Genomic DNA, 16,417 nt, shown 5'->3' on the forward strand with positions numbered 1-16,417 from the left:
AAAGTCCTTACTACTTGGTCAGACTACGAAAATACTCGGCAACGTGATTATCGAAAAGTGAAAGCGCCGACGCGATTGCCATGTGCATGTCTAGGTATTTGTATGTGCCCAGACGTCCACCGAACCAGACGTTCGGCTCGTCCTTAGCCAGCTCGCGGTACTTGGTCAGGTGCTCGCGGTCCTCCGCAGTGTTGATGGGGTAGTACGGCTCGTCGTCGTGGTTAGCGAAGCGGCTGTACTCGCGGTAAATAACCGTCTTTTCTTTGGTGTAATCACGCTCGGGGTGGAAGTGGCGGAACTCGTGTATTCGGGTGAACGGCACGTCGAGGTCGGCGTAGTTCATGACCGGGCAGCCCTGGAAGTCTTCCATTTCCAGAACTTCCTTCTCCAGATCGATGGTGCGCCAACTCAGGTCGCCCTCGGAGTAGTCGAAGTAGCGGTCGATCGGGCCGGTGTAGACGACGGGGATCTTGCCGACGACGTTGTCCTTGCTGAATTCCTGGCTGGAATCGAAGAAGTCTGTGTTCAAAAGGACGGTGATGTTCGGGTTGTCCACCATGCGCTCGAGCCATGCGCCGTAGCCATCGGTGGGCAGGCCTTCGTAGGTGTCAGAGAAGTAGCGGTTGTTGTAGGTGTATCGAACCGGCAGGCGGCTGACGATCGACGCCGGCAGATCTTCCGGCTTGGTCTGCCACTGCTTGGCTGTGTAGTTCATGAAGAACGCTTCATACAGCGGGCGGCCAACCAAAGAGATGCCCTTCTCGACGAAGTTCTCCGGCTCCTTATCGCCCAGCTCCTGCGACTGCTCCTTGATCAGCGCCTTTGCCTCGTCTGGGCGGTATGCCGCGTTGAAGAACTGGTTGATGGTGCCCAGGTTGACTGGCATCGGGTAAACGACGCCGTTGTGGGTGGTGTAGACGTGGTGACGGTAGTTCGTGAAGGTGGTGAAGCGGTTGCAGTATTCCCAGACCCGCTCGTTGGAGGTGTGGAATAGGTGGGCGCCGTACTTGTGAACCTCGATGCCGGTTTCTTCTTCCGCCTCGGAGTAAGCGTTGCCGCCGATGTGTGGCCTGCGCTCGACGATGACGACTTTCAAGCCCAGCTCGTTGGCTGCTCGTTCGGCCATCGTAAGGCCGAAAAGACCGGAGCCTACAACTACTAGATCCGCGTTCACTGGCATCTCCTAAGGGGTCGGTTTTACGGCGGGTTAGCCATAAAAGAGTGTTGCAGTAGAGGACAATATAACCATGCTAGCGCGTTGAGGTCGTGTACCATCAGCATGGCGTGTTTAAAGGTGAGGCTTGGAGATTACTTGATGACCTGGATTGAATTTGTCCCCGTTATCCTCGTTGCTGCTGGACTTACGTACGGGCCAGGAATAATAATTTTACTGGGAGCTAGGCAAACTATGTTTAAAGTTCTAGCGATCGCGCCTGCTTTAACTGTACTAGTCAACGCAACGACGGCTATATTTTTTTCGGCTATCGGGATTAGCTGGAACTGGATAGTTCCTTTAATCGCATCTGTGATAATTGGTTCTTTTATCTTTTTCGCAAAAAAAAGCTCGGTATTTAGAGAAAATCAGTGCCAAAATCAAGATAGAATGGGGTGCTTGGTCGCCATACTCGTAGGGATGGTGGGCGCGTCTTTTCTTGCTTTTAGATTCTTTAGAATCATCGGTTCTCCATCGAACATTTCACAGACTTTTGATAACGTCTTTCACTTGAATGCAACACGGTTTGTTCTAGATTCCCAAAATGGCTCGCCACTTCATGTTCTAAAAGTTACGGGTGAGAATGGCAATGGTTTTTATCCGAATGGTTTCCATGAACTAGCCGCTTCAGTTCTGTATTTCTTCCCGAACAATATAGCCGAGGCGGTTAACTCATTAGTCTTCGTGATTTTTGTTTGCACTTGGATGATTTCATGCATGTACCTAGCTAAGATTATTTTCGGATCAAGCCCAACGTCTATGGCCTTTACGGCCTTGTTCGCTGCAGGACTGACAGGGCTGCCGATGCTTCCTATGTATTGGGGGGTTCTGTATCCTCTGTTATTGGCCTACTCTAGCTTGCCAGTGCTTTTAGCTCTTTTCCTTGAACTGTTAAAAGAGGATGCTCTGTGGCCTTCTCCTGGCTGGAGCCAGATAAGTCTCTTTATTCTAGCTGGAATAGGGTCGTGTTTCGCGCATCCTTCAGTCGCTCACGCTTTTGTTCTACTAGCTATCCCCGTTTTTGTTATGTGGAACGCAACTCTGAAAAAACGTTTCGGCCACTTATCGCACAGTAAAAACGGTATAGCCAACCTGGTGCTACTTGACGTAACTATCGCCATTGCTGTGGTAGCTCTGTGGATAGTCGGAACAAAAATGACCGGTGGAGCGCAGTGGGGGTCAAGCAGAAGGGCCGGCGAAGCGTTAGGTTCCGCTCTGCTAAACGGTGGGCCTATGCTTAGACCATTAATTGCTGTAAGCGTTCTTATGAACATAGGCATGTTCGCGGTATTTCGTTCTAAAAAAAATTGTTTTCTTTTGTTTTCATGGCTGACCGTTGCTTTTTTCTGGATTGCTGCCGTTTGTGCTCCGATTGAGACTGTCCGCGAATTTATGGTTGGGCCATGGTACGCAGATAGCCTCAGAATTTTGTCGATCCTTTCTATATTGGTCGTGCCGCTATGCGTTGAGGGATCCTTGTCAGTAGTTAGATGGCTGAACAATCACTCGCGCCTAGCTCGTTTTCAGACGAACCATTTGTTGATGGTTTCAATAGCTACAGCTTGTTTAATAACTCAGATCGAGCCTGGTTTGGTTACTTCTGATTCTTTTGCAGCAGAAACCTATCGATATTACTCAGACAAAGAGCCTTCCTGGAGACAGGCGAACTACATCAGAGACAAAAGCATGCTGCTAACAAAGGAGGAGAGGGAGATTATTGAATTTGCCGGAAATAACCTCCCATCTGATGCATTAGTTGCGACTGCAACGAATAATGGTTCTTCTCTCCTATACGCATTCACGGGAATAAAAACCATAAATACGCATATTTTTTATCAACCTACAAAAGATGTTGAGGAAGTCGAAGAGCATCTCGATGAGATTGGCTGGAATAAAGATGCCTGTGCGGCCACAAAACGGCTAGGCGTTGATTATGTGCTTGACTTTGGGAATCACTTGGTTACGTTGCAGAAGAGAGAATATCGTGGTTTGAACAATTTAAAAAATAATTCTTCCTTCAGAAAAGTGGCGTCAGAAGGTAACGCGGCTATCTATGAAGTTGTCGGCTGTAATGCTTAGCGATATTAAAAGAAGGTGAGTTTTACATGGATTGGTTAGGCCTTCTGCCGGTTATTTTGGTCGGCTTGGCGATGTTGTATTTGCCTGGTTTCGCCATACTAGTTTTGGCTAGACAACCTCTTTTAAGATCGTTGGCTATAGCACCTCTGGTGACAGCTTTTTTGCATGTTTCGACTGGTCTTGTATTCGGATTTTTTAACATTCCGTGGACGTGGCGAGTCCCCTCTGGTCTGAGTCTCATTATTTCAGTTTTGGTTGCTGTTATATATAGGAAGATTCCTTGTAAGATAAATTTTCGACCTCCTAGGACAAACTTAATTATTGTTTTGGTATTCTTGGCGGGAGTATCTCTGCTCGCCATGAGGTATGTTCGAATTGTTCGGCATCCTAGTAATATCGCTCAAACGTACGATAACGTCTTTCATCTCAATGCAGTTCGTTTTATCGTCGATACTAAAAATGGCTCTCCGTTACATGTCTTTTATGTGACAGGGGCAAACGGAAAGCAGTTCTATCCGAACGGTTTTCACGATATCGTTTCCGGAGTGCTCGAGATTTTTCCGAGTTCGTTAGGCGAAAGTTTCAACGCTGTAGTGCTGATCCTCTTTGCGGTCACATGGTTGATTTCGTGTTTTTATCTGGTGGAAACCGTTTTTGGAATGAAACCAGTGAACGTGATTGCTGCTACGGTACTTGTCCCAGCTTTCAACTCAATGCCGGTTACTCTTCTTGATTGGGTCCTTTATCCGCTTTTTGCTGCCTATGTGTTTTTGCCGGTATTGCTGGCGTTGGGTTTGCAGCTTTTTGATGTTGGAGTAAATAAAAAGCAACCTTTTTCTGAGACATTCGTGCTCTTATGCTTTGCCGGTGCTGGTGCTTGCTTAATTCACCCCACCGGCGCATTTGCTTTCTTTTTGATGATGATTCCCGTGACCATCATTTGGGTTGCCAGAAAATGTCGCTATAAGGCATCAGGTGAAATCTCGAAGAAAGAATTCCGTTTTTCTGTTGGCGTATTTTTCCTTATCTGGGTGATGATACTTGCTTGCTGGGCCTTGATTAGACCGATGCGAGAATCGGCCATTTGGGAGCCTAGCCAGACTTTTGACATGGCTTTCGGTTCTGCCTTGCTCAATGAGGGAATAAGGCATGGCGCGCTATACGTTGTTAGTTTCTTTTCTATTAGTGGCCTTATCATCTGCATTTGGAGAAGAAAACGTATTTGGTTGTTGATGATTTGGGGAATTGTAGTTCTTGCTTGGGGTATCGTCTCATCAAGTGCCATATCTTGGTTGCGTTGGGCCGTGACGGGTCCCTGGTACATGGACCCTTATAGGATTTTGCCTCTAATCTCTGTGCCAGCTCTGTTATTAGCGGTGATTGGTTTTAAGCTCGTCTTAAAGAGTCTGGTGCAACGTGCGGAATTAAAGCGAACCGACGTCAGAGTCATCGCGATTCTTTTTGTTTTATTCAGCCTTATCCTCTCGCAGGTTGAACCAGGCATTAGGCATTCTGATGAGAAGACAGCTGAAAATTACCAGATGGGTAGCACAGGTGACGATGGCTCGCCTATGCTCTTGGACAAGAATGAAATGAAGATCTTCGATATTGCTGAATACCGGCTACCCGATGATGCCGTTTTAGGCACAGTTCCAAATAACGGATCATCAATGATCTACGCGTACAAAGGTATAAAAACTATCAATACCCATTTGCTATACGAACCTACCGATGATGTTCGTATTTTGGAAGAGCACCTGGATGAGATAGGGCATAATCCGAAAGTTTGTGAAGCAGCTAAGCGCCTCGGGGTTGAATATGTCCTAGATTTCGGTGATCGCTACGTCGGTGAAAATGATAAGTCTTATGCTGGGTTTAATAATTTCAAAAATAATTCCAGTTTTGATCTGCTTGCTGTAAGTGGTAAAGCGGCTATTTATAAAATTGTCGGGTGCGACACAAGTCAGCAATGACGTGTCAGTTGATTGCGGCGCAAGTATGGGAGGAAATTAAGCGTATGAGCGTAATGGTAGTAGGCGGTGCCGGATACATCGGTGCTCACGTCACCAAGTTGCTGCGCGAGCAGGGTTCCGAGGTCGTCGTCGTGGACGACCTGTCGAATGCGACGGAAGATCGCGTGCAGGGAGCACCACTTGAGAAAATCGACATTGCTCCCGACGACGCCGTCGAGAAAATCCGCAAAGTAATCCGCGATTACAAGGTTGACGCGGTCATCCATTTCGCAGCCCAGAAACAGGTTGGAGAATCGGTGGAGAAGCCACTGTTCTACTACCGTCAGAATGTTGGTGGGCTGATCAACGTTTTGGCTGCAATGGAGGCCGAGGGTGTCAAGAAGATGATCTTCTCCTCGTCCGCATCCGTCTACGGCGCGCCCGAAGACGCAATAGTTAAGGAGGACGCGCAGCTTTCCCCGGTTAACCCGTACGGCCGCACGAAGGTCATCGGCGAGTGGATGATGGAAGACTGCGAAAAGGCCTGGGGCCTGAAGTGGGTTGCACTGCGCTACTTCAACGTTGCTGGTGCCGGCTGGCCGGAACTCGGCGACTCCGTCATCATGAACCTGATCCCGATGGTTCTGGACAGGCTCGCAAAGAGCGAGGCGCCGCGTGTATTCGGTGACGACTACGACACCCCTGACGGCACCTGCATCCGCGATTATGTGCACGTTAAAGAGCTGGCTCAGGCGCACATCGAAGCCATGCATGCTCTCGACGGCGACCTGCCTAACCATGCTTACAACGTCGGTACCGGTCAGGGCACATCGGTCAAAGAGATTGTTGAGGCGGTTGGTGAAGTTTCTGGCCTGGACACCACGCCCATCATCGAAGGCCGTCGTGCAGGTGACCCGCCGAAGCTGATCGCCGAGGTTGAGCGCATCAAGGAGGACATGGACTTCACGGCTTCCGCAGGTGTTCGCGAGATCGTCCAATCCGCATGGGATGCCTGGCAGGCGGGGCCTCGCAAGATCGAAAAATAAGATAAAAGTTTGGGGCCAGTTGGAAATCTCAGCTGGCCCCAAACTTTGCCTTTACTATTTGACCAAATGCCTTGTCAGGTTCTTGACGCCCTTTTTGTTGTTTTTCAAGGCGGCCTTCGGAAGCAGGGTCAATGCGTGAAGTCGGCTCGATAGGTGAATTTTCGCAATTCTTGACGCCTTCTTCCACCCTAACTCTGTCATCTCGTGACTCATGGTCTCGAAAAATGCGCGTTCCTCAGTGAACCGAGTTCCTTCTAGCGCTCTCCAAGACGAGTCTGATCCAGAGTGCCGGCGGTACAAGAAAGCGACGCAATCGTCCAAAAGTAGCGACCCGCCACGCATAAGGATGTCTAAAACCAAAGCCAGATCTTGAACGACATCGTATTCGGGACGGAAACTGATTTCTTTCATTTTTCCGGTACGCCAGGCGAGCGAAGGGAAGTAGAGCCAGTCGCCTCTCAGAAGAGAGGCAGCTGCCGACTCACCTTGAATTATTCGCTGTCCCTTCCCTTTTGGTCGATATGCGGATTTAACCTTCTCGACTAGCGTGTTGCTGTAGGCGCCATTCTCGTCGATTGATATCACGCCCGGCTGGAAGATGTCTACGTCGGGGTTGTTCTCAGCTGCGTTAACCAGCCAGTCGAGGTAGTTCGGGAGCATGATGTCGTCGGCTCCCATAACGACTGCTAGATCATTCTCTATCTTCGTGAGACATTTGCGATAGTTTCCATTGGCACCGAGGTTTTTCTCGTTGCGTTCGTAACTTACGCGTTCATCGTTTAATGACTCGAACCATCCTGGAATCGAATCATCCGGGTATCCATCGTCGACCACTACTAGACGGAAATCTGGGTTTTGTTGATTTAGCACGCTTCTTACAGCCTGCTTCATCAACTCAACATCCCCATAGTATGGAAAGAGGACATCGACGGTCATGAAACTCTCCTTTGTAGACGGTAGTCATAAATTTTAGCTGACCACCCCATTAATAGTGACAATAAGCCTCACTATGGCTATGGTTTCGTCGTTTTGTTTTAGGCCTGTAATTAGGCTGCTTAAGTATCAACCCAATTAGGCAAGGAAGGTAATGGAGCTTTAGCCAAGGGAACGTCTACTTGCAATAAGGATGAAGAGAATAGGTATCTTAGGCATTACCCTTGCCTTGATTCTGTCTGGCTGTAGTAGCCGGTCAATTCATGAGAATAGCTCTTCGGAAGTGGTCGCAAAAGCAGCGAAAATCGCTATCTCCACGGAGAATGGGCTGGGCAACATCAAGCCCCAAGATACCATTTCTGTCTCCGTCACCGGTGGCGAACTAGATTCTGTCGACGTGATCGATCAGAACGGCGAACCTGCCGCTGGCAAGGTCGCCGATGGCAAGTGGAAGGCGGACACCGGCTTGCCGCTGCAGCAGACCGTGACAATCATCACTAAAGCAACCGGCACTGACGGTAACCAGGTCTCCGAGCAGGTCCAGGCGCAGACGCCAGACCCGCAGTGGGTTGTCGCGGTTGATTTCCTCTTTGCAGGGGGCGTGCCGGCAGCAGGATGCTTGTGTGGGCTCGCTTCGATATGCCGGTCTACGGCCAGGCCGAGCGTAAAGCCATCATGGCCGTGGCCACCGTCAAAACCACGCCCGAGCGAGAGGGTTCTTGAGGCTGGATGGACGAGCACACCATGTATTGGCGTCCGAAATCTTATTGGGAACCCAACACCACGGCTCACGTCGAGGTGAACGCTGCGGGTCTGTTGGTGGGAGAAATGTGGGTGTTGAACAATGCTCAGGTGGACTACACCTTCGCCCTAATCGAGTCATGAAGGTGAACATCGAGAATCACAAGCTTTTCGCGTACGAGAACGGCAAGCAAGTGCGCGAGATCTACGTGACTTCGGGACGCAAGAGCTTCGAGGCTATGACCGGCACCAAACTCATCATGGAATAGAAGAACCCGGTGGCCATGGACTCTTCCGTCTTCGGAATCCCGCACGATTCTCCTGGCGGCTACAAGCTGGACGTCAACCTAGCCCAGCGCATCACCTGGGCGGGCGAATACCTGCACGCGGCGCCTTGGGGCGCAAAATTCGCACGGCTATGCAAACGTCAGCCATGGTTGCACGGACATGGCCACCGACAACGCTCAGTAGTTGTGGAATTTCACAAGCCCGGGCAATTTCTTTATGAAGAGGTGCTTTGTACATCTGTCAAGCCCGAAGTGGTAAAAACTAGAATACTATTTGATCGGCTTGCCTGTCAACGTGTTAGATGGTGAAAGTTCAAATCGGGTGGCTGGCGCTGTGTCAGAATCACTCATGTTGATAAAAAATAATTCTCTCTCGCCGTGGATAGCGAGCTGAGGCCATCCCAACCACAGAAAGTGGTGAAGTTAAGTGATTCCATTAGAGTCTGTTCCGGCATGGATGATCATCCCATTCGTGGTGATGTTGTTATCCATCGCCATCCTGCCCCTCGTGCCTGCGACGGCGGAGAAGTGGGAGGACTGGAGGTTCCAGCTCGGCATCGCACTTGTTCTCGGCGTGCCGGTCATCGCCTACATGGCGTATAACTTCGGCTGGGTGACTGTTGGCCACACGGTCTTCGAATATTTCCAGTTCATCGCTTTATTGTTTGCGTTGTTCGTCGTCTCCGGGTCGATCTATCTTGAGGGCGATATCAGGGCTACGCCTAAGAACAACACGATCTTTCTTGCCATCGGTGCTGCTATCGCCTCGTTTGTCGGGACGACGGGTGCGGCCATGCTGTTGATCCGTCCGTTGCTGAACATCAACGCCGAGCGCAAACGCAAAGCTCAGACGGTCATCTTCACGATTCTTATCGTCGCCAACAACGGTGGTTTGCTGACGCCGCTGGGTGATCCGCCGTTATTCCTCGGCTTCCTTCGCGGAGTCCCGTTCACCTGGACGTTCCACCTGATTCCCGAATGGCTGATCATCAACGGCCTTCTACTCGTGCTTTACTACGCGCTGGACACCGCCGCTTACGCGAAGGAAGAGGTAAGCGACAAGCTGCTGGACTACACCCACACGACGCCTATCCGACTTCTTGGAGCCATCAACTTCATCTTCTTCGCGATGATCATCGTTGGCGTTGCAGTAGTTCCGTCCATCGACCTGCAAGCCATCGAGGCTGGCACGGCCGCCTGGGCCTCTTGGGTTCCGTGGCGCGAACTGCTGTTCGGGCTTGCCGTTGTCGGCTCGTTTGTCTTCGGCAGCAAGAAGATCCGCTACGAACTTAACGAGTTCACCTGGGGTCCGATCGTCGAGGTCGCCGTGTTGTTCATCGGCATCTTCGCGACGATGATGCCCGCGCTGCGTTACCTGGCCGAGATCGCTCCGAAGCTGCCGCTCAACGAGGTGACGTTCTACCTGTTCACGGGTGGTCTTTCCGGCTTCCTCGACAACGCCCCGACTTACGCCACGTTCTTCGAGATGGCGGCTCAGCTGCCCGGCGAGCCTTCGGTGGCTGGCGTATACGAGCCCTACCTGGTTGCAATCAGCATCGGCGCCGTGACGCTGGGCGCCCTGACCTACATTGGCAACGGCCCGAACTTCATGGTCAAGTCCGTTGCCGAATCACGTGGCGTCCAGATGCCTAGCTTCGGCGGCTACATCGGCTGGACGATTCGCTACCTGATCCCGGTTCTCGCCGTCATGGTTCTGATCACCATCGCCGAGGGCACCGTAACCACCATCATCGGCATCGCCCTGGGCCTTGCGATCCTGGCCTACTGCGCCTGCCTGATTTACAAGTCGCACGGCGACGCTAAGAGAGTAAAAAATATTGTTGGTAGCCGACAGAATATCTAGGAGGTATAGGTAGTGGTGCGCATTAGCGAAAAAAAGGACCCTGGCCCTATAGGAAAATCTAAAGCTGGTGGAATCTTGTTCGCATCAGCGGCATCTGCGATTTCCAGTTTCCTCGTGACAGTAATTTCTGCTCGGACCCTAACTGTCGAGGAGAATAAAGAATTCCTCGTATTTTGGGGGTTAATATTTGGCATTTTTGGAATTATCTCTGGCACGCAGACTGAATCAACAAGAGCAGCAGCGACTGGGCGCGCGTTAGATAAAAAGGGAGATCCGCCCGTTGGCCGCGCAAAGATTGTCTATACTGCGTTGGGCATAGGCCTCATAGGAGCTCTATTAGTAGCCCTTTCCTCAATCTTCTGGTCGGGAAGGCTAACACCTTCTGCACCATTAATAGGCACGATTACCATATCGGTGGGCGTTTTCTTCTATTCCGGAGAGATGTCTTTATCTGGCATGTTTGCCGGATCAAAAGCGTGGGGGCATTATTCACTTTTACTGGCGGCAGAGGCCGTGATCCGGCTTGTGCTCGTTGCCCTGGCGGGTTTTTATCTTGCAGATTTGCTTGGTCTTGAAATTGCATCAGCGATTCCTTCTGCAACATGGCTACTGTTTCTATTAGGGGCCACGGGCAAAAATATGCTTAGAAAAAGAGCAGATGTTTCAGTAGCGCGCCTAGTTAAATATAATCTTCAAGCGATGCTTAGCTCTGCAGCATGGGCTGTATTAGTCACAGGATTCCCCACAATGCTGGAGATAACTTCAGATGGGGAAGACCCGGCACTGTTAGCAACTCTTATGCTTGCTGTCTCTTTAACCAGATCGCCGATCATGATTCCGCTTCAAGCTTTTCAAGGTGTTTTAATCACATGGGTGGCTGAGGCAAATAGTGGTCGTATGAAGATGCTGCTCAAGCTACAAGTCATCATTTTAGGTGTTGGTATTGCGTTATCAGCTTGCGCAGCTTTGATAGGTCCTCAGCTTATGAGACTTCTGTTTGGCGGCGCCTATGAGATTTCATCAAAAACTATCGGCCTCTTGACGCTAGCTTCGGTGGGTATGGCGTGGCTAGTTTTGTCTGGAGCAACGTCTATAGCTTTGAATAAACATAGGGAATATGTCTGGGGATGGGTTATCGCTGCTTGTGTGGCTTTCTTTCTGCTCTTAGTCCTACCCTTCGATGTTACAGCTCGCTCAATCACGGCTCTTATACTCTCTCCGCTTACTGGGATGGCGGTTCATCTTTTAGGTATTCGGATGAGTGATGTTTGTGAAGGGAATTAATTCTTACGGCCTGTTCCGTCGTTGTGTCGTAATGATTTGATTTCAAGATTTAGGATAGCTACGTGTTCTGCTAGCGTCCTGATTTTGTCTTCATCACGGGAGATCTCAAGGCTCAACTGGAGAGCAACCCCGAGCAAAAGAATTATTGCCAGGGCAAACAATAGGTTCGAAGGTACTTCGAACCCAGTTACTGTAGCGGCCCATACCAGAGCCTTAGGAAAAGCCGCTAGAACAACTATCATGATGCCGATTGTTAGCCAGAAAATAGCATATTTTTCGCGGAGTTTTCTGGAGCGAAGCATGTAAATTACCGCGAAAAGGACAACGATGCAGATTGCTAAGAAGAAAATTGAAGTTTTCATGCCTGGCCTCCATCAGCAAGATCGTGGTGTTTTACTGGTCGTCGCGTCATTGCTATTAAAAGAGCAAGAAGTGATCTAAACAAGTAGATTGCAGCCTTAATAGGGTTGTTTGAAGGAACTCCTGCTCGTCTTTTTCGCATCTCTACGCCAACCTGGCTGACAGTTAGGCCGGAGCGAATGGCGACGACCAATGAATCGACAGTATCGCCAAGATACTCAGCTGGGTAGTGCTTGCAGTACTGTTTTATCGCCAGACGGTCCGCGGCTCTGAATCCACTAGTTATATCCGTGAGCCTGGTTTTTGCGAGCCTAGAAATAATTCCAGCTAAAAGATTCATTGCCCATTTTCTGGGCCCTCTTGCCTGGTAGCTCCCCTTGCCAGCGAAACGGGCACCAATTGAAATATTGGTTTTATTTAGACCGTCTAATACTGACTGGATATTCCGCGGGTCATGCTGCCCGTCAGCGTCTAGCTGAATTGCCTGATCGTAGTCAAAGAGCTCAGCATATTTGTAGCCTGCTCGCATCGCCCCGCCGACGCCTAAGTTGAATGGAAGCGTTAGAACCTTAGCCCCTGCTGCGGTCGCTACTTTTTCTGTGTTGTCTGTCGATCCATCATTAACTACTAGTAGATCCATTTGAGGCACGATCTGACGAACCTCATGTATGGTTTCAGAAATCGCTTCTTCCTCATTCCAGGCAGGCATGATGATTAGCGTACGAACCACAACGGCTCTCCAATCAGTGATTTTGAATAACTTCTATAAAGATTATCTCGCGGACGCTATATCGGCGAGGACGACTCCGGACGGTTTACTGAAGACCGTATCTTTTCCCAATGTAGTTCTTGTACAGCCATGAATAAGCGCGAGGAGAGATCTTGAATATAGCCCCTGCGACAGCAAATAGTGGCTGGAATCTGGCGGTAGCAAGAACGTCACCAAAACTAAAATTGTTTCTAAGATCAGACGGGTCGCTCTTTTGGAAAAGGTGCTGGTGCGCGACGGAGAGGTAAGTTAGCGTCCTGCTTGCTTTGAGCGCCAGTCGGGTCTTCCTGCTTTCAGGTAGCGCCGAGACCAAGTCCGCTAGGCAGGATAACAGGTGCTCGGTCTCTTCGTCAGTGCTGACTCGCCCCCATGTCAGGGAACCTGGAGAGACGTAATACCTAATTCCTGGATAGTCGGTGAAGGCCACCTTCTGAGCATAGACCGCGCACTCGACCGTGTGGATCTTGTCTTCCGCCCGCAGTATCGGACGGAACCTTACCTGCCCAGCCTTGGACGCCCTGAAGATCTTGTCCCAGGAATAGTTCGTGACCTGTTCGCTAATCACGGCGTTGATAAAGTCTCTGCCGTTGATCGGACCCGATTTCTTAATGCCCCTGATGCGCGAGCTCTCGTCGACCTGTCGGAGCTCGTGCCTGCAGACGACTATATCGATTACGGGCCCGGCCTTCTCCAACGCGCTGCTCAGCCTGCGCGAGGTGAATTCGTCGTCGGAGTCTAGGAAGGTTAGCCACTCGCCGGTGGCTATTTCTAGCCCCTTGTTGCGCGCACCGGAAGGCCCTCTGTTCGGCTCGTTAAGAACTAGCTTTAACCGCTCGTCATTGAGCTCCTCAGATAACTGTTGTAGTATTTTTGCCGTGTCGTCGGTGGAGCCATCGTCGACTATGATGAGCTCCCAGTCGGCGAAGTCTTGAGCAAAGACGCTTCTCACTGCTCGCTTGACGGTTTCCTGCGCGTTGTACGCCGGCATTATAATGGACACTTTGGGCATCTGGTCTCCGTCCGGTTGGGCTGTCTGGGATGGTTAAAGCGTACCTGTGAAAAGCAAAGTAGATTGTGCGCTTCGTGTAACAAAAAACTTTTAAATGTGCCACGATAAAAGAATGAAGCATCTTCTCGCGCTTACTGACTGGGTTAAAGACGACCTTGAAGCCGTGTTCGACCTGGCAGATCGGCTTAAAAATCTTGATACAGAACCTCTGAAGGGTAAAAGCATCGCCCTGTTCATCCCGCAGGAGTCGGTGTTCTGGCGTTCCATGGCTGAGCACGCCATCGACAAGCTGGGTGCCCACGCCATCATTCTTGACGCCATGGCTCTCGAACGTAACGAGGATCCCCGCGACTTCACCGGGCTGCTGGCGAACTTCGCGTCCGCGATGATGATCCGTCACGAGAACCTTCCGATTGTGCGAACGCTCGCAGCAGAAAGCCCGATGCCGGTCATCGTGACGATGTCCGACCGCAACAACCCAACCGAGGTGCTTTCGGATATCTACCAAATCCGCAAGCGTCGCCCAGATTGGCAAAAGCTTAACTATGTTTTCGTCGGCCCCGATGGCGCCCACGCTCGCGGCTGGCTGGAAGCCTCCAGGGTGTTTGGCCTCAACCTGCGCCAGTGCTGCCCGCGTGGCTTCCAGACTTCCGGGTCACTTTTCTGGCAAGACCTGCCCAAGGCCATCAAATCCGCCGACGTGGTCATCACCCGTTCGGCGCCGCCGCGTCACCGCGCAGAGTTCGTGCCGTTCCGCGTCACCTATGAGCTGATGGAATCGGCTAGGGACGGTGCGATGCTTCTGCCGATCCCGACCTTCACCCGTGGTGACGAGGTCAGCGAAGATGCCCTGGAGGGGCCCTGGTATCCGGGCTCCGATTTTAAGGCCAGCATGCTCGAGATCCAGATGGCCATCATTCTGGTCTGCATGGGGTACGTGGAGCTTCCTCCGCGACGCAGCCGCCAGAAGTGGGCTATCGCCGCGGCCCGCGAAAAGGCCAAAGCAAAGCAGATCGAGCAGCGCTACGACTCGTCTGACGACGCCGAATAAATTTTCTTAGACCGGCGGAGTGCCCGGGTGGTTGCTCGTGTGCACCCCGCTGGTTTTATCTTTGCCCGTTTCGTCGATATAGTTGCCTGGTCTGCTTTTAGCGGGCGTGCCACCTTAGCTCAGTCGGTAGAGCGATTCACTCGTAATGAATAGGTCACCAGTTCGATTCTGGTAGGTGGCTCCACTCTTTTAATCGAGTTTTACCTGTCGAAGTTCTATATTTCACTGGTGCCGTTTTTACGTTTCACGCCTAAAGCATTGTGATTTTTCGATCTTTCTTTTCCCGCCATGAGAAAAGGTTAGGCTTCTGCCATGCGTGGCTTTGTTGTCGTAGATCTCGAAACGACGGGCTTATCTAGCAAAGATCGGATCGTCGAGCTTGGCTTAGTTCGGTTAGATCCTGATGGCAAAGTCGTCGACAACTGGGAAACTCTCGTTAATCCAAGACGGCATATAGGCGCGTCTGGCATTCATGGGATATCGGCTAGGGACGTTGTTGGGGCGCCAGCTTTTTCAGATATTGCTGACTTCATCGGTTCGGAGCTGAACGAAAGTGTCTTCGTTGGGCACAACGCTTCATTTGACGCTCGTTTTCTTGCCCGAGAGCTTTCTGCTGCTGGTGCTCTTGGAGCTGAAAGTATCCCTTATTTAGATACTTTGCAGTTATCCAAGGCTTATTTAGATCTCCCAACCAGAAAGTTGGGTGACATATGCGAGGCATTAGGAATAATTAATCAACTCGCTCACAGTGCCTTATCTGATGCGATGGCGACGGCGGAGCTTCTTCGCTATCTACTGGATCGAACTCCATCTCGCAGCCATTATTCCTTTAGTAAGGCTGTAACTGACACAGATAGCTTCTGCGGCTACAGATTTAGTGACCCTGTCTCTCGGCCGGTGTTATTTTCTCGTACGGACGCTAAAAAAGCATATGATTCATTGGCCAACGGAAGCTGGGTGACTAAGGCGGTAGCTAAGCGAGATGTGCCAGATTCTGATGAGGTCGCGAGTTATTTCAAGATGCTCGATGACGTTTTTCTTGATAGACGAATGTCTTTCCAAGAGCAGGAAAGAATCTTGACTTATGCAGCTGCGCATGAGCTTTCTTCAAAAGCACTGCAACTGATGCACGCTAATTATTTGGATTCACTTCTGCAAGCTGTATACGAAGACGGAGTGCTCACTGAAAATGAGCGCTCCACTGTCAGCGCCATAGCCAAATACTTGGGTCTAAGCATTAGTGATGAGAAAATCGCAGAATATGCGAGTCAAACTATTCCGGTTACTGTGGCATGCCATGCGTTGGACGAATGTATCGATCTTTTTGTTGGTGATCGGGTTTGTGTAACAGGTCCGATCCTGCACTCAAGAGAGTATTGGGATGGCTTCTTTGAAGCTAAAGGAGTCAAGAACGCTGGCATCGCGAAAGCGACTAAAGTTTTAATTGCTGGAGATCCAGACTCATCATCAGGTAAAACAAAGAAAGCTAGGCAGTACGGAATACCGGTTATTGCTGAATCAGCCGTCGAGTCAATTCTGAGGTTTAGCTGAAGCGCACGATATACGCGACTGTTAGGGATCTGAGCGTAAAACTGCTCTGGCAATAAGTTTTTTATGCCCGATTTGTCATCTGTCCTATGTTGGGCTATTGTTCTTTCTCGCTTCGAAAAACGAACTGAAAAGTCAGTGAGTTGTTGCGGCCAAAGGCAAAAGCAACAAGAAGCAAAAAACAAAAAATTCGATTTGACATGACGGAATCAACCCCGTAATGTTGGTCGAGTCGCCTGGCGAGGAAACGAGTCAGACGGCAACAAAAATTCCACAGTCGG

General features: G+C 50.4%; 16 protein-coding genes, 1 tRNA gene and 1 pseudogene. 12 read left to right on the forward strand and 6 right to left on the reverse strand.

Features of this window, described 5'->3' with window-relative positions; all coding sequences use genetic code 11:
- Nucleotides 1-10 precede the first annotated feature (10 nt).
- Nucleotides 11-1,174: a UDP-galactopyranose mutase gene (gene glf, locus HMPREF1255_RS09190; protein WP_024111639.1), complete on the reverse strand. Its 1,164-nt coding sequence runs from the start codon at nt 1,172-1,174 to the stop codon at nt 11-13.
- A 141-nt stretch (nt 1,175-1,315) separates the two neighbouring features.
- Between glf and HMPREF1255_RS09195 the strand changes: the two genes are divergently transcribed.
- From HMPREF1255_RS09195 to galE, 3 genes are read left to right on the forward strand one after another with little or no spacing between them, the layout of a single operon-like run.
- Nucleotides 1,316-3,292 carry a DUF6541 family protein gene (locus HMPREF1255_RS09195; RefSeq protein WP_024111642.1) on the forward strand — a complete coding sequence of 659 codons (1,977 nt, stop codon included), beginning with the start codon at nt 1,316-1,318 and terminating at the stop codon, nt 3,290-3,292.
- Nucleotides 3,293-3,318: 26 nt separating this feature from the next.
- Complete coding sequence (locus HMPREF1255_RS09200; protein ID WP_024111640.1) at nt 3,319-5,265, forward strand: DUF6541 family protein; 1,947 nt, start codon at nt 3,319-3,321, stop codon at nt 5,263-5,265.
- Between the two features lie 44 nt (nt 5,266-5,309).
- Nucleotides 5,310-6,290, forward strand: a complete 981-nt coding sequence (gene galE / locus HMPREF1255_RS09205) for a UDP-glucose 4-epimerase GalE (RefSeq protein WP_024111657.1) — start codon at nt 5,310-5,312, stop codon at nt 6,288-6,290.
- A 54-nt stretch (nt 6,291-6,344) separates the two neighbouring features.
- On the opposite strand, the gene HMPREF1255_RS09210 is transcribed toward galE, so the two are convergent.
- Nucleotides 6,345-7,226, reverse strand: coding sequence for a glycosyltransferase family A protein (locus tag HMPREF1255_RS09210; RefSeq protein WP_024111652.1), 882 nt, complete (start codon nt 7,224-7,226; stop codon nt 6,345-6,347).
- A gap of 190 nt (nt 7,227-7,416) precedes the next feature.
- Between HMPREF1255_RS09210 and HMPREF1255_RS10235 the strand changes: the two are divergent.
- The 6 genes and pseudogenes from HMPREF1255_RS10235 to HMPREF1255_RS09225 all read left to right on the forward strand — a co-directional run.
- Nucleotides 7,417-7,473: pseudogene (locus tag HMPREF1255_RS10235) on the forward strand (lipoprotein); the annotation flags it as partial.
- Nucleotides 7,474-7,506: 33 nt separating this feature from the next.
- Complete coding sequence (locus HMPREF1255_RS09215) at nt 7,507-8,025, forward strand: Ig-like domain-containing protein (RefSeq protein WP_024111674.1); 519 nt, start codon at nt 7,507-7,509, stop codon at nt 8,023-8,025.
- Nucleotides 7,968-8,108: an Ig-like domain-containing protein gene (locus tag HMPREF1255_RS10240; protein ID WP_197017002.1), complete on the forward strand. Its 141-nt coding sequence runs from the start codon at nt 7,968-7,970 to the stop codon at nt 8,106-8,108. Before HMPREF1255_RS09215 ends, HMPREF1255_RS10240 begins: the two co-directional genes overlap by 58 nt.
- Nucleotides 8,105-8,233, forward strand: coding sequence for a L,D-transpeptidase (locus tag HMPREF1255_RS10000; RefSeq protein ID WP_024111673.1), 129 nt, complete (start codon nt 8,105-8,107; stop codon nt 8,231-8,233). The genes HMPREF1255_RS10240 and HMPREF1255_RS10000 overlap by 4 nt, the downstream gene beginning before the upstream one ends.
- Nucleotides 8,234-8,678: 445 nt before the next feature.
- Nucleotides 8,679-10,115 carry a sodium:proton antiporter gene (locus HMPREF1255_RS09220; protein ID WP_024111649.1) on the forward strand — a complete coding sequence of 479 codons (1,437 nt, stop codon included), beginning with the start codon at nt 8,679-8,681 and terminating at the stop codon, nt 10,113-10,115.
- 12 nt (nt 10,116-10,127) lie between these two features.
- Nucleotides 10,128-11,399 (forward strand): lipopolysaccharide biosynthesis protein, encoded by a 1,272-nt coding sequence (locus HMPREF1255_RS09225; protein ID WP_024111682.1) that lies wholly within the window; start codon nt 10,128-10,130, stop codon nt 11,397-11,399.
- On the opposite strand, the gene HMPREF1255_RS09230 is transcribed toward HMPREF1255_RS09225, so the two are convergent.
- The 3 genes from HMPREF1255_RS09230 to HMPREF1255_RS09525 form a co-directional block, all read right to left on the reverse strand.
- Nucleotides 11,396-11,761 (reverse strand): DUF2304 domain-containing protein, encoded by a 366-nt coding sequence (locus HMPREF1255_RS09230; RefSeq protein WP_024111677.1) that lies wholly within the window; start codon nt 11,759-11,761, stop codon nt 11,396-11,398. The genes HMPREF1255_RS09225 and HMPREF1255_RS09230 overlap by 4 nt on opposite strands.
- Nucleotides 11,758-12,468 (reverse strand): glycosyltransferase family 2 protein, encoded by a 711-nt coding sequence (locus HMPREF1255_RS09235; protein ID WP_051395041.1) that lies wholly within the window; start codon nt 12,466-12,468, stop codon nt 11,758-11,760. The genes HMPREF1255_RS09230 and HMPREF1255_RS09235 overlap by 4 nt, the downstream gene beginning before the upstream one ends.
- Nucleotides 12,469-12,574: 106 nt before the next feature.
- Nucleotides 12,575-13,528 (reverse strand): glycosyltransferase family 2 protein, encoded by a 954-nt coding sequence (locus HMPREF1255_RS09525; RefSeq protein WP_197017003.1) that lies wholly within the window; start codon nt 13,526-13,528, stop codon nt 12,575-12,577.
- Nucleotides 13,529-13,649: 121 nt separating this feature from the next.
- On the opposite strand from HMPREF1255_RS09525, the gene HMPREF1255_RS09530 reads away from it, so the two are divergent.
- The 3 genes from HMPREF1255_RS09530 to HMPREF1255_RS09255 all read left to right on the forward strand — a co-directional run bounded on the left by HMPREF1255_RS09530 (nt 13,650) and on the right by HMPREF1255_RS09255 (nt 16,139).
- Nucleotides 13,650-14,588 (forward strand): ornithine carbamoyltransferase, encoded by a 939-nt coding sequence (locus tag HMPREF1255_RS09530; protein WP_024111680.1) that lies wholly within the window; start codon nt 13,650-13,652, stop codon nt 14,586-14,588.
- A 108-nt stretch (nt 14,589-14,696) separates the two neighbouring features.
- Nucleotides 14,697-14,772, forward strand: a tRNA-Thr gene (locus HMPREF1255_RS09250).
- 128 nt (nt 14,773-14,900) lie between these two features.
- The gene (locus HMPREF1255_RS09255) at nt 14,901-16,139 is read left to right on the forward strand and encodes an exonuclease domain-containing protein (RefSeq protein WP_024111679.1); all 1,239 of its coding nucleotides are present in this window, start codon (nt 14,901-14,903) and stop codon (nt 16,137-16,139) included.
- A gap of 94 nt (nt 16,140-16,233) precedes the next feature.
- Here the strand turns inward: HMPREF1255_RS09255 and HMPREF1255_RS10110 are convergent.
- A partial coding sequence (locus HMPREF1255_RS10110) for a hypothetical protein (RefSeq protein WP_231477465.1) occupies nt 16,234-16,417 on the reverse strand: 184 nt, incomplete at its 5' end.

Origin of the sequence: Propionimicrobium sp. BV2F7, from assembly GCF_000510445.1 — a bacterium.
Lineage (GTDB): Bacteria > Actinomycetota > Actinomycetes > Propionibacteriales > Propionibacteriaceae > Propionimicrobium > Propionimicrobium lymphophilum.